Annotated in this window: 19 protein-coding genes and 1 tRNA gene; 11 read left to right on the top strand and 9 right to left on the bottom strand. The window is 62.9% G+C overall.

The features are described from left to right. Positions 1 to 4 precede the first annotated feature (4 nt). Positions 5 to 1,717, bottom strand: a complete 1,713-nt coding sequence (ureC, locus tag NKI50_RS21290; protein WP_502895920.1) for an urease subunit alpha — start codon at positions 1,715 to 1,717, stop codon at positions 5 to 7. Between the two features lie 179 nt (positions 1,718 to 1,896). On the opposite strand from ureC, the gene NKI50_RS21285 reads away from it, so the two are divergent. Beyond that, positions 1,897 to 2,280, top strand: a complete 384-nt coding sequence (locus tag NKI50_RS21285) for a hypothetical protein (RefSeq protein WP_023722543.1) — start codon at positions 1,897 to 1,899, stop codon at positions 2,278 to 2,280. 126 nt (positions 2,281 to 2,406) lie between these two features. After that, complete coding sequence (locus tag NKI50_RS21280; RefSeq protein ID WP_023722544.1) at positions 2,407 to 2,901, top strand: hypothetical protein; 495 nt, start codon at positions 2,407 to 2,409, stop codon at positions 2,899 to 2,901. A gap of 26 nt (positions 2,902 to 2,927) precedes the next feature. On the opposite strand, the gene NKI50_RS21275 is transcribed toward NKI50_RS21280, so the two are convergent. Genes NKI50_RS21275 through NKI50_RS21255 form a run of 5 tightly spaced genes read right to left on the bottom strand, consistent with a single transcriptional unit; the run spans position 2,928 to position 5,316 of the window. Continuing rightward, positions 2,928 to 3,233, bottom strand: coding sequence for an urease subunit beta (locus NKI50_RS21275; RefSeq protein WP_023722545.1), 306 nt, complete (start codon positions 3,231 to 3,233; stop codon positions 2,928 to 2,930). A gap of 8 nt (positions 3,234 to 3,241) precedes the next feature. After that, positions 3,242 to 3,835, bottom strand: a complete 594-nt coding sequence (locus NKI50_RS21270; RefSeq protein WP_031195187.1) for a HupE/UreJ family protein — start codon at positions 3,833 to 3,835, stop codon at positions 3,242 to 3,244. Between the two features lie 35 nt (positions 3,836 to 3,870). Further along, positions 3,871 to 4,128 (bottom strand): DUF1272 domain-containing protein, encoded by a 258-nt coding sequence (locus tag NKI50_RS21265; RefSeq protein ID WP_023722547.1) that lies wholly within the window; start codon positions 4,126 to 4,128, stop codon positions 3,871 to 3,873. 23 nt (positions 4,129 to 4,151) lie between these two features. Continuing rightward, the gene (locus NKI50_RS21260) at positions 4,152 to 4,454 is read right to left on the bottom strand and encodes an urease subunit gamma (RefSeq protein ID WP_023677011.1); all 303 of its coding nucleotides are present in this window, start codon (positions 4,452 to 4,454) and stop codon (positions 4,152 to 4,154) included. A gap of 28 nt (positions 4,455 to 4,482) precedes the next feature. Further along, a complete protein-coding gene (locus tag NKI50_RS21255) occupies positions 4,483 to 5,316 on the bottom strand; it encodes an urease accessory protein UreD (RefSeq protein ID WP_502895922.1) in 834 nt (277 codons plus the stop codon). Positions 5,317 to 5,527: 211 nt separating this feature from the next. On the opposite strand from NKI50_RS21255, the gene NKI50_RS21250 reads away from it, so the two are divergent. From NKI50_RS21250 to NKI50_RS21235, 4 genes are all read left to right on the top strand, one after another. Beyond that, entirely contained in the window at positions 5,528 to 5,782 is a 255-nt protein-coding gene (locus NKI50_RS21250; RefSeq protein WP_023677013.1) for an acyl carrier protein, read from the top strand. Between the two features lie 4 nt (positions 5,783 to 5,786). Further along, complete coding sequence (locus NKI50_RS21245; protein ID WP_352640307.1) at positions 5,787 to 6,995, top strand: beta-ketoacyl-[acyl-carrier-protein] synthase family protein; 1,209 nt, start codon at positions 5,787 to 5,789, stop codon at positions 6,993 to 6,995. A 136-nt stretch (positions 6,996 to 7,131) separates the two neighbouring features. Then, a complete protein-coding gene (locus NKI50_RS21240; RefSeq protein ID WP_352640308.1) occupies positions 7,132 to 7,836 on the top strand; it encodes a glutathione S-transferase family protein in 705 nt (234 codons plus the stop codon). A gap of 124 nt (positions 7,837 to 7,960) precedes the next feature. Then, complete coding sequence (locus NKI50_RS21235) at positions 7,961 to 8,269, top strand: hypothetical protein (RefSeq protein ID WP_352717495.1); 309 nt, start codon at positions 7,961 to 7,963, stop codon at positions 8,267 to 8,269. Between the two features lie 43 nt (positions 8,270 to 8,312). On the opposite strand, the gene NKI50_RS21230 is transcribed toward NKI50_RS21235, so the two are convergent. After that, a complete protein-coding gene (locus tag NKI50_RS21230; RefSeq protein ID WP_352640310.1) occupies positions 8,313 to 8,933 on the bottom strand; it encodes a nucleoside triphosphate hydrolase in 621 nt (206 codons plus the stop codon). 75 nt (positions 8,934 to 9,008) lie between these two features. Then, positions 9,009 to 10,115 (bottom strand): hypothetical protein, encoded by a 1,107-nt coding sequence (locus NKI50_RS21225; protein WP_352640311.1) that lies wholly within the window; start codon positions 10,113 to 10,115, stop codon positions 9,009 to 9,011. 249 nt (positions 10,116 to 10,364) lie between these two features. On the opposite strand from NKI50_RS21225, the gene NKI50_RS21220 reads away from it, so the two are divergent. Then, positions 10,365 to 11,258 carry a D-alanyl-D-alanine carboxypeptidase family protein gene (locus NKI50_RS21220; protein WP_502896921.1) on the top strand — a complete coding sequence of 298 codons (894 nt, stop codon included), beginning with the start codon at positions 10,365 to 10,367 and terminating at the stop codon, positions 11,256 to 11,258. Between the two features lie 33 nt (positions 11,259 to 11,291). On the opposite strand, the gene NKI50_RS21215 is transcribed toward NKI50_RS21220, so the two are convergent. Continuing rightward, positions 11,292 to 12,104 (bottom strand): AraC family transcriptional regulator, encoded by an 813-nt coding sequence (locus NKI50_RS21215; RefSeq protein WP_352640312.1) that lies wholly within the window; start codon positions 12,102 to 12,104, stop codon positions 11,292 to 11,294. A gap of 202 nt (positions 12,105 to 12,306) precedes the next feature. On the opposite strand from NKI50_RS21215, the gene NKI50_RS21210 reads away from it, so the two are divergent. The 4 genes from NKI50_RS21210 to NKI50_RS21195 all read left to right on the top strand — a co-directional run bounded on the left by NKI50_RS21210 (position 12,307) and on the right by NKI50_RS21195 (position 15,836). Continuing rightward, positions 12,307 to 13,227 (top strand): zinc-binding dehydrogenase, encoded by a 921-nt coding sequence (locus NKI50_RS21210; RefSeq protein ID WP_352481493.1) that lies wholly within the window; start codon positions 12,307 to 12,309, stop codon positions 13,225 to 13,227. A 164-nt stretch (positions 13,228 to 13,391) separates the two neighbouring features. Beyond that, positions 13,392 to 13,468: transfer RNA gene (locus NKI50_RS21205), tRNA-Arg, on the top strand. Between the two features lie 326 nt (positions 13,469 to 13,794). Continuing rightward, positions 13,795 to 14,991, top strand: coding sequence for a GmrSD restriction endonuclease domain-containing protein (locus NKI50_RS21200; RefSeq protein ID WP_352481469.1), 1,197 nt, complete (start codon positions 13,795 to 13,797; stop codon positions 14,989 to 14,991). Then, positions 14,988 to 15,836 carry a HEPN domain-containing protein gene (locus NKI50_RS21195; protein ID WP_352481468.1) on the top strand — a complete coding sequence of 283 codons (849 nt, stop codon included), beginning with the start codon at positions 14,988 to 14,990 and terminating at the stop codon, positions 15,834 to 15,836. The genes NKI50_RS21200 and NKI50_RS21195 overlap by 4 nt, the downstream gene beginning before the upstream one ends. Positions 15,837 to 16,149 lie beyond the last annotated feature (313 nt).

Below are 16,149 nucleotides of genomic sequence, written 5' to 3'. Positions count from 1 at the left end.
TGGTTCAGAACAGGAAGTAGCGTTGCGCCATCGGCAGCACGGTGGCCGGCTCGCAGGTGAGCAACTCGCCGTCGGCGCGGACCTCGTAGGTTTCGGGGTCGACCTCGACATGCGGCGTGGCGTCGTTGAGCACCATCGAATGCTTGCCGATGCCGCCGCGGGTATTCTCGACCGCCACCATCTGCTTGTCGACGCCGAGCCTGCCGCGCAGGCCGGCGTCGAGCGCGGCTTTCGAAACGAATGTCACCGACGAATTGGTCATCGCCTTGCCATAGGCGCCGAACATCGGCCGATAGTGCATCGGCTGCGGCGTCGGGATCGAGGCGTTGGGATCGCCCATCGGGGCGGCGGCGATCATGCCGCCGATCAGCACCATGTCCGGCTTGACGCCGAAGAACGCCGGATTCCACAGCACGAGATCGGCGCGTTTTCCCACCGCCACCGAGCCAATGTCCTTCGACAGGCCATGCGCGATGGCCGGATTGATGGTGTATTTGGCGATGTAGCGGCGGACGCGGAAATTGTCGTTGTCGCCGGTCTCCTGCGGCAGCGAACCGCGCTGGCGCTTCATCTTGTCGGCGGTCTGCCAGGTGCGGATCGCGACTTCGCCGACGCGGCCCATGGCCTGGCTGTCCGACGAGATGATCGAGAAGGCGCCGATGTCGTGCAGAATGTCTTCGGCGGCGATGGTTTCCTTGCGGATGCGGCTTTCGGCAAAGGCGATATCTTCGGGGATCGACGGCGACAGATGGTGACAGACCATCAGCATGTCGAGGTGTTCGGCCAGCGTGTTGACCGTGTAGGGGCGGGTCGGATTGGTCGAGGACGGAATGACGTTGGGCAGGCCGCAGACCTTGATGATATCAGGTGCGTGGCCGCCGCCGGCGCCTTCGGTGTGGAAGGCATGGATGGTGCGGCCCTTGATCGCCGCCACCGTGTTTTCGACGAAGCCGGACTCGTTCAGCGTGTCGGTGTGGATCATGACCTGCACGTCGTAATCGTCGGCGACCGACAGGCAGCAGTCGATTGCAGCCGGTGTCGTGCCCCAGTCCTCATGCAGCTTCAGCGAGCAGGCGCCGGCGAGCACCATCTCCTCGAGCGCGGCAGGCAGCGACGCGTTGCCCTTGCCCGACAGGCCGATATTCATCGGGAAGGCATCGAAAGACTGGATCATGCGTGCCAGATGCCACGGGCCAGGCGTGCAGGTGGTGGCCAGCGTACCGTGCGCCGGGCCGGTGCCGCCGCCGAGCATGGTGGTGATGCCCGACATCAGCGCTTCCTCGATCTGCTGCGGGCAGATGAAGTGGATATGCGCGTCGAAGCCGCCGGCGGTCAGGATCTTGCCCTCGCCGGCGATGATCTCGGTGCCGGGGCCGATGATGATGGTGACGCCGCCTTGAGTATCCGGATTGCCGGCCTTGCCGATCGCGGCGATACGGCCGTCCCTGAGGCCGATATCTGCCTTGACGATACCGGCGGTGGCATCGACGACCAGCGCATTGGTGATGACGGTGTCGACCGCGCCTTGCGCGCGCGAAACCTGGCTCTGGCCCATGCCATCGCGGATGACCTTGCCGCCGCCGAATTTCACCTCCTCACCGTAAAGGGTGAGATCCTTTTCGACCTCGATGAACAGTTCGGTGTCGGCGAGCCGGACCTTGTCGCCAACGGTCGGGCCGTACATCTGCGCATAGGCGGCGCGGGTGATTTTAGCCATCAGCAATTGCTCCCGAAATACAGCCCGAAAATACCGCTTGTCGAAGCCGGGACCCACATTGCCGCCATCCTATGGTCACGCAATGACCCGCTGAGCGACACTTTCCGATCCCATTTGGCGGTTGAGGTGGGCGGGCCACCCCAAAACGACCATTTGCCAATCGATGGAAAGGAACATCCATGCGCAAAACGACCCTTCTGGCAGCCGCCGCCACGCTGGTGCTCGCAACCGCCGCCAGCGCCCAGCAACAGCCTGCGCAGCAGCCCAGTCCGGCGCCGGCCGCTCCTGCTCCTGCCGCGCCCGGGGCGCAGCCGCAGGCGCCCACCATTCAGGCGATCAATGTCGTCGATATCAAGGATCTGCCGGCGGATACTCAAGCCAAGGTCAACGAGGTGATCGCTAAGCGCAGCGATGCCGATTTGCAGAAGCTGCGCGGCTCGATCGACGCGACACCGGAGGTCAAGTCCGCGCTCGAAGCGAAAGGACTCACCTCGGCGCAGGTGATCGCCGCCAGCATGAGCACCAATGGCGCGCTGACGCTGATCACCAAGAAAGCCAGCTGACGAGGCGAGGCGGCGGGCCGGCGCCCGGTCAGCCCGCCGCATCGCAAAGGGAACCTTCACAGGGGAAGTTACGTTTCGGTCCTGTCGCCCTGACACAAGCCTCGAAAAGGAGCCTGAGAACGAGCGATGGCGATCACCACCTTCTCCGACACCAGATGGCTGCATGGGATTGCTGCGACCGCGTTTCTGGCAGCCAGCATTCCGCACGCCGCGCTGAACGCGCAGAGCCTCGATAGCGCCGAGACCGTCAACCGGATCGTCGGCTCGGAGGTCGGCCAGGAAGAGACCAAGACAAATGCGGAAGCCGGCAAGGTCAGCTCGGCGATCGACCGCACGCGTGAAAACATCGCTGTCGTGCGCAAGACGTCCAAGCTCGACAAGGTCGATATCGTGTTTCTTACCGACGCCGCGCGCACCGAAGGCGGCCCGCCGCCGGCGATCGAAAACAAGGTCAGGCAACATCGGGACGACATTGCCGAGCTGCGCAAGGAGATCGAGGCGAACGCATTGCTGTTCAACGCCATCGACTCGCGGAGAGTGCAAACCGAGGACGTTCTGGCGGTGGAATTCGACGATCCGGGAAAGGTCGTCATCTATGCGGCGGCCAAGCCGCCCGGCTGAGCCGAAACTGCTCGACGCCTTCGATCTCACAGCTTGCCCATGATCTTCTGCTGAAATCCGTAGACCTCGCGCTTGCCGCCGAACGGCACCAGGGTAACGTCACGCTCCTGCCCCGGCTCGAAGCGCATGGCGGTGCCGGCAGCGATGTCGAGGCGCATGCCGCGGGCCTGGTCGCGATCGAATCTCAGCCCTTCATTGGTCTCGAAGAAATGATAATGGCTGCCGACCTGGATCGGCCGATCGCCGCTGTTGGCTACCTTCAAGGTGACGGTCGCCAGACCCTTGTTCAGCTCTATCTCGCCGCTTGCCGTGATGATTTCACCTGGGATCATTGCGGCCCTCACAGGACGCCGAAAGCAAGGCCGGCGCCAATCGTGGCACAGGCGGCCCCGGCGACGCGGGCAAGTCCGCGGAAGCGCCAGCCGAGGTTGAAACCGGCAGTGATGCCGACGGCGTGGAGCAGCGCGGTGGCGGCGGCAAAGCCCGCCATGTAGCCGAGCCCACCCGCATTTTCGGGCACCTCGGTGCCGTGGGCATAGCCGTGGAACAACGCGAACAGGCCGATGACGGCGACGCCGGCCGAGACCGGAAGGTCGACGGCGAGCGCAACCAGCAGCCCGAGCACCACGACGGACGCCAATATGGCCGGCTCGACGAAAGCCATCGGCACATGCAGGATGCCGAGCGCGCCGCCGGCCAGCATGATGCCGACGAAAGCCAGCGGCCATGCCCAGATCGCTTTGTCGCCCTTGAGTGCTGCCCACAGGCCGACGGCAATCATCACCGTCATGTGATCGAGGCCGGAGAGCGGGTGGGTGAAGCCGGCGGTGAAGGACGAAACCGTGCCGTCGCCGACATGGGCATAGGCTGGCCCAGCTGCCGCCAGCAGCAGGACCGCCGACAGCGTTGTGCGTTTCATCGTAGCGGGGATCATCGGCGTACCTTCCATCTTCGAGATCATCATGCCTCTCACGCGGCCTTGCGGGCCGGGCCGCAGCCCTCTGCCTTGAGAATGCGCTGGGTCGAGGCCGGATATTTCTTCAGCATCGCTGCCGGACGGATCGGGCGGGCCGAGAAGTTGCCGCCACAATTCGGACAGGCGCCGCCGAGCACGTTTTGGGCGCAGTCCGCGCAGAAGGTGCATTCGAAGGTGCAGATCACCGCATCTGTCGCATCGGGCGGCAGATCCTTGTCGCAGCATTCGCAGTTGGGACGCAGCTCAAGCATTTTCCTCTCCTCGCCTTTGGTGATTATCTGATCGGTTCGTGCACGGTCACCAGCTTGGTGCCGTCGGGAAACGTCGCCTCGACCTGCACATCGTGGATCATTTCGGCAATGCCTTCCATCACCTGCGCCCGGGTCACGACATGGGCGCCGGCCTCCATCAGCTCGGCGACCGCGCGCCCGTCGCGGGCACCCTCGACGACGAAATCGGTGATCAGCGCGATCGCTTCCGGGTGGTTGAGCTTGACGCCGCGTTCGAGCCGCTTGCGGGCCACGATCGCCGCCATGGCGATCAGCAGCTTGTCTTTCTCCCTCGGCGTCAGATTCATGCTTTTTCCTGCAGTGGCATAATCGAAATCAGAGTGACCATAATTTGGGCAGGCCCGCCCGCCCGTTGAGCAATTCGACAAGCGGCACCAGCCGCTTGCGGAGCTGGTAGCCGTCCTCGGCGAACAGCCTCGCAAGAAGCTTGCCAGATTTCCGCACACTCCAGAAACTGACGCCGCCCTGGCCGCCGACCATGCCCCGGGCCGGCTCGAGCAAAGCCTCTGCCCGCGGCGACACCATCAGCAGCGTCGCCACGGCGATGCCGCCACCGGCCACAGCCGTACGGTTCAAGGTGGCCGCAATGTCGGGCCCGATGCGGAACTCCTCGGCATGGACCAGCGCTCCGTCCTGGCGGACGCGCCAGCGGTCGTGGAAATAGCCTTGCGCTGCCCGTTCGCCCATGGCCAGGCGGCCGAAGACAGTAGCCTCCAGGATCAGCGCCTCGGCTCCGGCGGCAAGCTCCACGTCAAGCGTGCGGGCAAAGACCGAGCGGTCGAAGACGATGGTTTCCTGCGGCAGCCAGGCAATGTGGCCGCCTTCGCCGACGGTCAGTTGCACCCGCACTTCGGCGCGATCGGATGCGGCGCGGTAGATTTTCTCGCAGGCCTGCGTTGTTATGGTTGCGGAGGCGCCGGCACCGACATCGACCTGCCAGGCGAGACGGTCGCCGCCGGTCAGGCCACCGGCAGTGTTGATCAGGACAGCTTCGAGCGGATCGGCCGAGACTGCCGGCATGCGGATCTTGGCCGAGCCGTCCTGGTACAAGCGCCGAAGACGCGTGCGGCCTCCGTTCCAGTCGCAGCCAAGCCGCGCGACGCCGGCAACGCGCTGGGCCGGCGACACTGAGCTCAAGCTATATGCGATCGTATCCACGACACCAACGTTAAGCACTGCGGCGGCTTTGTCGATATATAGCTTGTTGCTTGACAGCGTTTCGGTTTCTATAGAGGGAGCCACCTTGGTACGGTCATCGGCGCCTGGCGGGGGTAAAAGGCGACGATGACGACGTAATCGAGGACAAAAGGGGCGCTGATCAGTTGGCGTCGGGAAACGACAGAGTTGGGGAAGAAACCGAATGGCTGACCAGCTGGCAAACGATATCATCGCCAAGATCAAGGCTCATGCCGAGCCGGGCGGCGAGGAAATCACCACCAGTACCGAACTGACCGCCCTTGGCATCCATTCGCTGGAACTGACGGAAATCATCTTCGATCTCGAGGAAGAGTATGGCATCGAAATCGAGATGAACACGGTCGATGCCTGGAGCAATCTGAAGAATGTCGGCGACATGGTCGAGGCGGTTCGCGCGCTGATCGCGAAAAAAGCCTGACTGAATGCACAAGCGCATCGTCATCACGGGCATCGGCGGGTTATGCGGGCTCGGCACCAATGCACCAGCAATATGGAATGAGATGCGCACCGGCCGTTCGGCAATCGGTGCGATCGTCAATTCCGAGCTGCATGACCTCAAGGCCAGGGTCGGTTGCGAAATCAAAACGCTTCCCGAGCACGGCATCGACCGCAAGCAGGTCGTGTCGATGGACCGCTTCAGCCTTCTGGCGACGATCGCCGCGCGGGAGGCGGCACAGCAGGCGGGATTGAACCCGCACGCGGCCAACACCTATCGGATGGGCACCATCGTCGGCGTCGGCGTCTGCGGCTGGGAGGCAATCGAAGAGAGCTATCGCGCCATCCTGCTCGAAGGCAAGAACCGCGCCGGCATCTTCACCGTGCCGAAAGTAATGCCGGGCGCGGCCGCCGGCCACGTCAGCATGAATCTTGGTCTGCGCGGGCCGGTATTCGGCATCACCTCTGCCTGTTCGTCATCCAACCACGCCATTGCCTCGGCGGTCGACCAGATCAGGCTCGGCCGCGCCGACGTCATGGTCGCCGGCGGCACCGATGCGCCGCTGGTCTGGGGCATCCTCAAGGGCTGGGAGGCCCTGCGGGTCTTGTCGCCGGACACCTGCCGGCCGTTTTCGGCCGATCGCCAAGGGCTTGTGCTCGGCGAGGGCGCGGGCATGGTGGTGCTGGAAACCTACGAGCATGCCATGGCGCGCGGCGCCGCCATCCTTGCCGAAATCGCCGGCGTCGGCCTTTCCGCCGACGCCTCCGACATCGTTGCGCCGACCATCGAAGGGCCGGAGGCGGCGATGCGCTTCTGCCTCGTCGATGCCGGGCTCAATCCGGAGGACGTCGACTATCTCAACGCGCATGGCACTGGCACCAAGGCCAACGACCAGATCGAGACGGCGGCGATCAAGCGTGTCTTCGGCGGCCATGCCTACAAGCTTTCTATCTCCTCGACCAAATCGATGCACGCCCACTGTCTCGGCGCGTCCGGCGCGCTGGAAATGATCGCCTGCGTGATGGCGATCCGCGACGGCATCGTGCCGCCGACCGCCAACTATCGGGAAGCCGACGCCGACTGCGATCTCGACATCACGCCGAACGTGGCGCGTGAGCGCGCTGTACGCATCGCGATCAGCAACAGCTTCGCCTTCGGCGGCACCAATGCGGTGCTGGCGGTCAAAGCCGTCTGAACCGCACCCCTTGCCGGCTTTCGTCGGGGCCGGTGAAACTTTCCATGAGCATATTGATCGCGCCAGGCGTCGCGCCTAACTCTCTGCGACCCGCCATGACCGCGCCGTTCGGGGCGCCCCCCGACCAGGAGTTTCGATGACCGATCTGTCCGCGTTTCCGATTGCCACGCGCTGGCCGGCAAGCCATCCCGACCGCATCCAGCTTTATTCGTTTCCGACGCCGAACGGGGTGAAGATATCGATCGCGCTGGAGGAACTTGGCCTGCCGTACGAGCCGCATGCCGTCGACATCGGCAAGAACGAGAGCTGGACCCCGGAATTCCTGTCTTTGAACCCGAACGGCAAGATACCGGCGATGATCGATCCGGACGGCCCGGCCGGAAAGCCGATCGGCCTGTTCGAATCCGGCGCCATCCTGCTCTACCTCAGCGACAAGACCGGCAAGCTGGTCCCGGCAGACGCAACGCTGCGTTACGAGACGATCCAGTGGGTGTTCTTCCAGATGGCTTCGATCGGGCCGATGTTCGGCCAAGTCGGGTTCTTCCACAAATTCGCCGGGCGCGAAATCGCCGACAAGCGCCCGCTGGAACGTTATCGCGACGAGTCGCGACGGCTGATCGGCGTCCTCGAAACGAGGCTCAAGGGCCGCAGCTGGATCATGGGCGACGATTACACCATCGCCGACATTTCGATGCTTGGATGGGTGCGCAATCTGATCGGCTTTTACGAGGCGCGGGAACTCGTCGGTTTCGACGATTTCCCCTGCGTCGGCGCATGGCTGGAGCGCGGCCTTGCCCGGCCGGCGGTGCAGAGGGGCCTCACCATTCCGGCCAGAGCCTGATCGAAAGCCTGACTGGCCCGGCTATTTTGCCTTGGTCCGGGGTTTTGAGCCGCCCTTGCCGACTACGGAAGCGGCAAGCGAGGCCGCACCTTTGGCGGTCGCAAGCACGGCACCGGCGGCGACGTTGGCCGTCGTTTTGACGGTGCGCATTGCGCTGCCTGCGATCGAGCCTCTGCTGCTTGCCGGCTTTTTAGGGCTGGCGGCTTTGGGAGCTGCGGCCTTGTTCGCAGCAGGCACCACCTTCTTCGGCGCCGCCTTGCCAAAGCTGGGCTTTGCGGCGTCCTTGGAGCGGGCCGCCACTGCCGGGCCGGCGCTGGTTTTCGCTCGGGTTGCTTTTGATCGTGTTGCCCTGCCCTTGGCGGGCGCAGGCTTTCTTGCCATGGTTTCCATCGAACTGTTCCCTCATGCGGCACGATTGCCGTGTCCGGGATAACGGCCTGAAAGTGTTAAGGTTCCGGCCGAACAGTCCTTACAGATCAGGCCTGTTCACCAACCACCAGGTCGGCGGGCCGCCGACGGGCAAGCACGCGATCGATGTTCGGCATGTCGTTGGAAGCAATCCAGGCGCGCGCGTCCTCGTCGGACCGGCCGTGCTCGTGCCATCGCTCCAGCAGTCGGCGCTCGAGGTCGGCGCGCGGCACATCGACAAAGATCGAGAAGTCGAACAGCGGCGCCAGCCGGGTCCATGGCTCTTCGTCGAGCAGCAGATAATTGCCTTCGACCAGGATGAATTTGGTGTCGGCGGCGATGATCGCAGCGGCGGCGCGCGACAGCTCCATGCTGCGGTCGAAGACCGGGATCGCGATATCCCGCTCGCGGGCGCGGATGCGCTTGAGCAGCGTTTCGAAGCCGGCAAAATCAAAGGTTTCCGGGGCACCTTTTCGCTGGCGAAGGCCGCGTCGCTCGAGCACGACATCATCGTAATGGAAGCCATCCATCGGCACGACTTCCGCCGTGCCTTCCGGCAGCAGGTCGTGCAAGCCTGCCGACAATGTCGATTTGCCGGCGCCGGGCGGACCGGCAATGGCAACGATGAAGCGCGGCGCCTTGCCGGCGCGCTTGAAGATGGCAGCAGCAATATGGGCGATCTCTGACATTGGGCCCTTACGGTGGTTCTGGCGCATTTTGGCGGCAGTTTTCGGAAATTTCAAACGCCGGATTGTGCCAGGCCTTCAATTGGGCCTGGATTTGCCGATCCGCAGGAAGTCGCTGTCGAAGCCAATGTCGCGCACGGCGCCGTCGGCGGCCAGGATGCGCATGCGGCCCGGTAAGCTCGCGACGTCGCGCGGCGGCTCGCCGGACGGCCACGGCAGTGCGCCGATGACATGGCGGAACGAAAAGCTGCGCCCTTCAGAAAGGGCAAAGGCGGTCGCCACGCCTTCATGCTTCAGCCAGTTGTCGCCGAGCGATGCGGCATGGCCGACGGCGGTGCGGCCGTCCTCGATGCCGAGCACGCCGCGGTGGCGGCCGCTCCATGGCGCATAATCGCGCCCGCTATTGCTGACCCACAGCATGGTGACCGGCAGTTCGGCTGGGTTCTTCAGCACCAGCACGAGATCGGCTTCCGCCTGGCGCGCCAGCGCGGTCCAGCCCGGCCCGCCATGATCGGCCTCGACCAGCGTGACAAAGTCCTCACGCTGCTGGTCCATGCGATAGGCGGTCAGGTCGATCATGCCGCCGTCGGCGGCGGGAAAGCGCGTCAGGTCGGCGCTCCGTGCCGGGTAGGCGAGCAAAGAGCGGCCGCGGGCCGGATCGGGCTCCGGCGCCTCGCTCGGCGTCGCGGCAAGGCGCTTCGGCGAGAAGGCCAGCCTGCCGCCGGCCTTCATCCCCGTCATTGGGTGATGGGCGACGGGAATGGCGCCGGCGCCGCCGGAAAAGACGTGCTCCTGATAGAGAAACGGATGATCGTCGCGCAAGGTCAGGATCTTGTCGACGGTCGCGCCCATGACCGGACGCTGCAGACGGAAGACGGCGCGCCAGCCATCGGCCGTTGCTGCGCTGTCGACGACGTCCCAGCGACTATTGGCCGGCCAGCCATGCAAAGGTGCCGCTTCGACGTCGCTGGTCGAGAACGGCGCGCAGAGGAAATCGCCGGACAGGTGGACCGTCCCTTCAGGCAGATCTTTCGGCAGCGTCTCGCGCGGCTCTTCGACCCAGGGTGCGCGATGCAGCGGCTTCAGCCGACGGCCGTCGATCTCGATCGCCATGTCGGCGAGATGGCCGACGGCAAGATCAACCGATACCGAAATCCCCTTTGCCGTAATCGTGACCGTATCCATGTGCGCACCTACCGATTCTGCCAGCCCGATTCTGGCGGCCCGATTCTGCCGGCGCCAGCAAAGTCCACTCGCCGCCCCTTGCGCAAGCGCGGCGGCCGGCAATTCGCATCGGACGGCTTGGCACAGCCGCCACGTCTGCCTGTGGACAGGGCACCATTGCAGGGCGCGACGATATTAACCAAATGGACTGTGCCTTTGCGTTAAGATAGCTTCGCCTCGTCTCAGAAACAGCCTGCCTTCGGAACCGACTTGTCCGCCTTCCGCTTCTTTTCGCTCATCCACAATTACGTCGCGGTGCTGATGCTGCTGCTGTTTGCGGCCGGCTGTACGACGGTGACGCCCCCTGACAGCGTGCTGGCGGTGCCGGCGCCGCCGCAGAAATATGCCGCGATGGTCATCGATGCCGGCACCGGCAAGACGCTGTTCGAGGTCAATTCGACGGCGCTGCGTTATCCGGCGTCGCTGACCAAGATGATGACGCTGTACCTTCTGTTCGAGGCGCTGGACCAGGGCCGTATCAGCAAGGAGACGCAAATTCCGGTGTCGGACAACGCCGCCCGGCAGCCGCCGACCAAGCTGCGGTTCAGGCGCGGCGAGACCATCGACGTCGATTCGGCGATCCGCGCCATCGTCGTCAAATCGGCCAATGACGTGGCGGTCGCCGTCGCCGAATATCTCGGCGGCAGCGAAGAGGCGTTCGCCGGCATGATGACCGCCAAGGCGCGCCAGATCGGCATGAGCAGCACGGTATTCCGCAACGCCTCGGGCCTGCCGGACGGCGACCAGCACACGAGCGCGCGCGACATGGCGGTGCTCGGCATGGCGCTGCACGCCCGCTTCCCGCAGCATTTCCACTATTTCTCCGAAAGCGACTTCATGTTTCGCGGCAGGCTGGTGCGCGGCCACAACGACATGCTCGGCCGGGTGCGCGGCGTCGACGGCATCAAGACCGGCTACATCCGCGCTTCCGGCTTCAACATCGTCACCTCCTATAATGCGGACGGGCACCGGCTGATCATCGTGGTGATGGGCGCCGACAGCGCGCGCCAGCGCAACGACCATGTCGAGGCGCTGATCCAGCGCAGCCTGTCGACGGGGACGGCGAATGCGACGACGCGGCTGTTGTATGCCGAGCAGCAGTGAGGGGTGACGTCCGGCGGGCGGCGAATCAGGCGCTCATCGGGCGACAAACGCAGAACCGCCGTTTTGCGCGACACTGCTGAGATACTTTGCCGGCGGCTTGCCAAGCGCTTTCTTGAACATGGTGATGAAGGCGGTGACCGATTCGTAACCGAGATCGGCCGAAACCTGCTGCACGCTGGCGCCGGAGGCCAGCTCGCTCAATGCGACGATCAAATGCATTTGCTGGCGCCAGCGCCCGAAGGTCAGCCCTGTCTCTTTCACCACGACACGTGCCAGACTGCTCTCGCTGAGTGCGACGCGATTGGCCCATTCCGCCAGGGTGCTGCGATCGGCAGGATCTTGCGCCAACGCCGCGGCGATGCGCCTCAAGCGCGGCTCGGACGAGATCGGCAGGTGCAGCTGCTGGACAGGCATGCGCGGCAGTTCGGTGAGCAGAGCCCTGGTCAGGAGCTCGCCCCTCGCGTCATCGTCCTCAACGCGATCCGCCAGCTCTATGATGAGCTCGCGCAGCAACGGCGTGATCGAAAGCGTGCAGCACCGGTCCGGCAGGTCGGTAGCACCCGGTTCGATATAGACGAAGAAAATCCGGGCATTGGCGGTCGCGATATTGCTGTGCTCCATGCGGCCCGGAATCCACACCGCGCAATGCGGCGGCACCATCCACAGGCCGCTGGGGACGCGGCATGTGACGCCACCGCCCAGCGCGAAGACGAGTTGGCCTTTGCGGTGGCGGTGGTCCGGCACCTCCGCCCTGGTTTCGGTAACGTCAACGCGCACGGCGATTGCCGGCGCAAGGACGTCATCCGGATCGAAATTCGGCCAAGGGTAGCGGAGTGGTTGTCTCACATTGACTTATTTTAGCGATCAAATGCTACGATATCTAAATTACTTAAGCAGGAAAGTCGATAGTTTAGGGCCTTGAGTAACTCAGAAGCTGGCAGGCGGGCTTTCAGCTAGCCATGCCCTGCTTGCGTTCCGAACGTCGGGCCGACAAGCCGGCGCGAAAAACAGGCTGGCGGCCGCCGCGCAGCAAGAAGGGACGATACCAATGCTCGCTTTGGTCACATCTTCCGAGAGCGCCACCGGGTTGAAACTCGCCGAGCTTGGCGAGCCCGAGCCCGCCCCGCACCAGGCGCTGGTCTCAGTCCGGGCAGTCTCGCTGAACCGCGGCGAACTGCGCCTGCTCAAGATCCGCCCGAACGGCTGGGTGCCTGGCCAGGACGTCGCCGGAATTGTCGAGCGCGCGGCGGCCGATGGCTCCGGGCCGGCCGTCGGCGCCCAGGTTGCGGCTCTGGTCGACGAGGCCGGGTGGGCCGAAAATGTCGCCGTTCCAACAGACCATCTCGCCGTGCTGCCGGACGATGTCAGCTTCGTCGCCGCCGCCACCGTTCCGGTCGCCGGCACGACCGCGCTGCGGACCCTGCGCCACGGCGGCGACCTGGCCGGCCAGCGGGTCCTGATTACCGGCGCAAGCGGCGCGGTCGGCCGTTTCCAGATCCAGATCGCCCGCCAGCAGGGCGCGTCGGTGGTGGCGGTCGCCGCTGCGCGGCATGCCGAAGATCTCCGTAACCTCGGAGCCGAGCGGGTCGTCGAATCGATCGAGCTCGCCGAAGGACTGTTCTCGCTGATTGCCGAGTCGGTCGGCGGCGACAGCCTCGCCCACGCGATCGAACGGGTGGCGCCCGGCGGGACCGTCGTCATGTTCGGCTCGAGCAGCGGCGAACTCACGCCCATCGGCTTCCGCCAGTTCGTCCCGGGTCACGAAGGCGCGCGGCTGCAGACCTTCGCCTACTACGCTTCCGGTCCGGAGGTCGGCGCCGACATCGCCTCGTTGCTCGCGCTGATCGCAGCCGGCCGGCTCGAAACGCGCGTGGTCCTGACCGTGCCGTGGCGGGACGTCGGCCAGGCCCTCGACGCGCTGCGGCAGCGCAGCATCAGCGGCAAGGCCGTGCTTACCATGATGCAATGAGCAGGCGGCGACCGCCGGACGGGACAGTGTCTGCCTCCCCGGGGCTGCTACGGCAACTTGAGCTCGCCCGCGATTGCCCGTTGAAGCCGGCGCCTGCTTCCGCTAAGAAGCCGTGGCTGGCCGGTTTACCGGCTGGTTCGTTTTTGGGATCACCGATCCTGAAGGCACCCGTAGCTCAGCTGGATAGAGCGCTGCCCTCCGAAGGCAGAGGTCACAGGTTCGAATCCTGTCGGGTGCGCCAATTAACTCGTTGATTTCATTAACGACGTCGCCTCCGAGAACCCCCGCCTCCACTGCAATTTTCGAATGCTTATTCCTTCGATCCGCATATCCTTAATGCGACTTTCCACGTGCGATGTGAGCAACTTTGGCCGGCCGTCCATCTTCCCCCGGCTTTAGCTTCGGCAATCCCCTCCACCTGACGTTCTTTGCGTATCTCGGTCTCAAACCATGCGATGAGGGTTGGGCGATTTGTGAAACTCTCTCGAAGGAACAGAGATAGATGGGATTGGACGATGGTTCCTCTTCCGCGTAAATCAAACCTACGAACCAGGACGAGGGATGAGGATGCCAAACATCACCGATGAAACTCTGCTGGAACTCAGCGACGACGAGATCGAAGAGTTTCTTACAAGCAATCCCACGACAGACGCTGAGATCGAGGAAGCGTACAGCAAGATATCGTTTCGTGTCGTTTATCAGACACATAACTATCTTTTACCGCAGATTCGCGATCTGATAGACAATAGGGAAATCTTCAATCTGCGGCCTGAATATCAGAGACGGTCTCGTTGGGACGACAAGAAGAAATCTCTGCTAATCGAGTCCCTCCTCCTGAACATCCCTGTGCCTCCGATATTTTTGTACGAAAATGAATTGGCTCGATACGAAGTTATGGACGGCCAGCAGCGCCTCAATGCTATCCATTCATTTCTCGAAAATGACTTTGCTTTGAGCGGCCTTGAAAAGCTCACTTTCCTACATAAGCGGACATATCGGCGTCTACCGCCAAGGCTAAAGCGGGCACTGGACCGTTCCTCCCTTAGCGCCGTAGTGCTGCTGCATGAGACGCAAAGTGACGCTACCGATCCATACCTTGTCAGGCGATATGTGTTTGAACGGCTCAACACTGGCGGGCAACCGCTTAACCGTCAGGAGATGCGCAATAGTATCTATCGAGGGCCGTTCAATGACTTAATCGTTGAGTTATCCCGAAACGCTGATTTCTGTGCTTGTTTTGGCATCCCGCTGTATACGGAAACCGACCAAAGCGAATACTATGAGAATCCGGACCGACAGAAGAACCGGCTTTATAGCACCATGGGCGATTGCCAGATTGTCCTCCGTTTCTTCGCCTTGGACAATGATGCCAACATCGCGGGCTCGATGGATAGCATCCTGAACAAAACTATGACTCGGCGACAGAAGCTCTCAGAGGGCGAAATAGCGTTGAGCCGAAAACTGTTCGAAAAGACAATTTCGAAGGCGAGGCTGATATTTGGGGATGACCCCTTTCTCCTCGAAGGTAGTCACGGCAAAGGGCCGCGAGTGTCGGTTGCTCTCTACGATGCCATTATGGGGGCACTTGGCAGGCGCGAAGCATCTATAGAGAAATTGGAGCCGCACGCCGCGGCCATAAGGGCGGCCTTGCAGGACCTTAAGCGAGATCGGCGGGACCTTCTTACCGGGCAAGCAAACACTGCTGCGGCCATCAAAGAGCGCATCGCGGTGGTGGGCGCCATACTGGACAAGTTCCTGCGATGAGAGACGCGCTGGCGCGTTTGCAGCTTGTCGAGAAGGAAATCAGCGACGCCCTAACACAGGCGGATAGCCTTGTTGCTTTCGTTCAAGGCGCCAGCGCTCCTGCCGAATTGCGAGTGTTGGTTTGCAACAACGTGGTGGTATCTCTCGCATCGATCGTTGAGGAGGGCATTCGGGCGCTTGCGCTAGAATACCTTAAGCTTATTCAAGAGTATTCTGTAGGATATAGCAATTTGCGGCCTGCACTCGCTGGCGCCAATCTTAGTGGCGCTATCGAGTTGCTCCGAAAATCGCAAAAGGACGCCAAGCTGGACTCTAAGGTGATTGTCGCGCAACTCTCAAAATGCCTTTCAGATGAGCCCGGCTTTGAGTTTTTCTCCGAGGAAATCACCTACAACCGGGCTAACATGAGGTCCAAGCAAATCTCCGAGATCACCGAAAAGCTAGGCATGCGAGAGTTCTGGAAGGGCGTTCAAGCTCAACCGTCAGCAACAGCGCTTTATCCCGATCTTGAGCCTGACCAGCGGCTTCAAGAGATCGTTTCGAAATGGAACGGCCTCTTCGATGAGCGAGATGTCGTTGTGCATAGGTTCAGCCAAGCTTCTGGCTGGGGACCCCCATTGATTTCCGGCTACGTCAGCTTTCTCACCACCATCGTATCTTGCATCACGAAGTGCCTATACGACGACGCTCTGCAAGCGACGAACTACCGCCTAGGCGGAAGACCAGAGTTGTTGGCGCTAGCGGGTACTCTGCAAGGCCCCGTCCGCGACATTATCGGAATCATGAGAGGAGCGCCCAGTGCGATCATCGCCGCGCTGAGAGACCGGGCGGACGGGGCGACCTGAAGCCTGTCCGCACTGCTTCACAGTAAAACTCGCTCCCGTCTCTACGCCCCTCCCGTCGATCAACAGTACAAGTCAAGGCGAGCACCCCTGCTGCCTTTAAGAACAGAGTCTCAACCCGCGCGGATTTCCCCGCTGGATTCGCGCTACGTCGAGGGAGGGTGGCCTTTGAAGTTTGAACGGTCCCATCGGCACCCGAGGGGGAAGGCAGCCCCGCGCCAAGCAAGATGACCTCTCGAATTTCTGACCCCGAATTTAGTCGGCCGTTGCGCCCGCCCCAAAACAAGTTTGCCATGACGCAAAGATACGCTGGGGG

The sequence above is a fragment of the Mesorhizobium sp. M0563 genome (genome assembly GCF_040321065.1).
Lineage (GTDB): Bacteria > Pseudomonadota > Alphaproteobacteria > Rhizobiales > Rhizobiaceae > Mesorhizobium.
The sequence above is the reverse complement of the archived record's forward strand: the minus strand, read 5'-3'. Positions and strand labels throughout refer to the sequence as shown.